The organism is Okeania sp. (genome assembly GCF_983059655.1).
On sequence record NZ_CEZPJD010000640.1, the window covers coordinates 1 to 1197 of the forward strand.

The window sequence follows — 1197 nt, forward strand, 5'->3', positions numbered from 1 at the left end:
CTTCAATTTATATCATTAAAAGTAGTATATAAATCCGTAGTTTGCTAAGTATTTATACTATGCAAATCGTCTCAATTACTTTTTTCGTTCATCAAAAAAAGGGTTTTAGGATTGAAAAATGTCCGCACCCAATTCTTGTAGTACTATACTACTCTTTCTTCTTATTTCTTCCCTCCTGACTCCTGACTTCTGACTCCTGACTCCTAAAGAATTGAGATTAATATCATACACGCGCTTCAGCAACGCCATTTTATTAAATTGCTATAATTAATAGGGAACATTTTATTGTTTTTCCAAAAGGTAAAAATTATGAATTTCCTTTTAATTATCTTGAGATGTGTTTTGTCAATAATTTTTGTAGTTCAAATTTGGTCAATACATCCTTTGCCTAGTTTTGCCCTAACTATACAAGAAGTACCAAACCCACGACATTACTATCATGGTTGGGTAACAGATATGGCTGAAATTCTTAGTCAAGGTACAGAAAATCAACTTAACCAAATTATTAATTTAGAAGCAACAAATGGCTCAGAAATTGTTGTTGTGACTGTACCAGAAACTCAACCCGCAGCAACTCCCAAAGAATTTACTACTAAGTTGTTTAATTATTGGGGAGTTGGTCAAAAAGGTCGAAATAAAGATCGAAATAATGGTGTGTTGTTTTTAGTTTCTGTAGGCGATCGCCGTGTGGAAATTCAAACAGGTAGGGGAATACAGCGAAGTTTACCAAATGGTAAGGTTAGTAATATTATCGACACTAAAATTATCCCTGAATTTAAGTTAGGAAACTTTGAAAGTGGTGTAGTTGCAGGTACAAAAGAATTAGTAAAATCCCTGAAAACAGAGAAATATCAGTTAGCTACAACTTCTAACGCAGGTCTTGTTAGTTGTATCTTCATAGTGATAGGTATCTTCATGGGTATCTTACTGATATGGATGTTCTGGAGTATGGCCCAGACGGAGCCACAAATCACCTATATTAGTCGCAGTAACAACTATAGAACTACTGGCAGTAGATCGACTAACATAAGTAGTAGCATTTACAGTGGTGATAGTAGCGGTAGCTATGGAAGCGATGGTGGTAGTTTTGGTGGAGGTGGCAGTTTTGGTGGTAGTTTTGGTGGAGGTGGCAGTTTTGGTGATGGTGGAGGTGGCAGTTTTGGTGGCAGTGATGGTGGCGGTGGTGATGGTGGTGGT

At 36.8% G+C, this 1197-nt stretch carries 1 protein-coding gene; it reads left to right on the forward strand.

Features of this window, described 5'->3' with window-relative positions:
* Positions 1-309: 309 nt before the first annotated feature.
* On the forward strand, positions 310-1197 hold an 888-nt coding region (locus AC3DU7_RS25735; protein ID WP_488042128.1), incomplete at its 3' end, for a TPM domain-containing protein.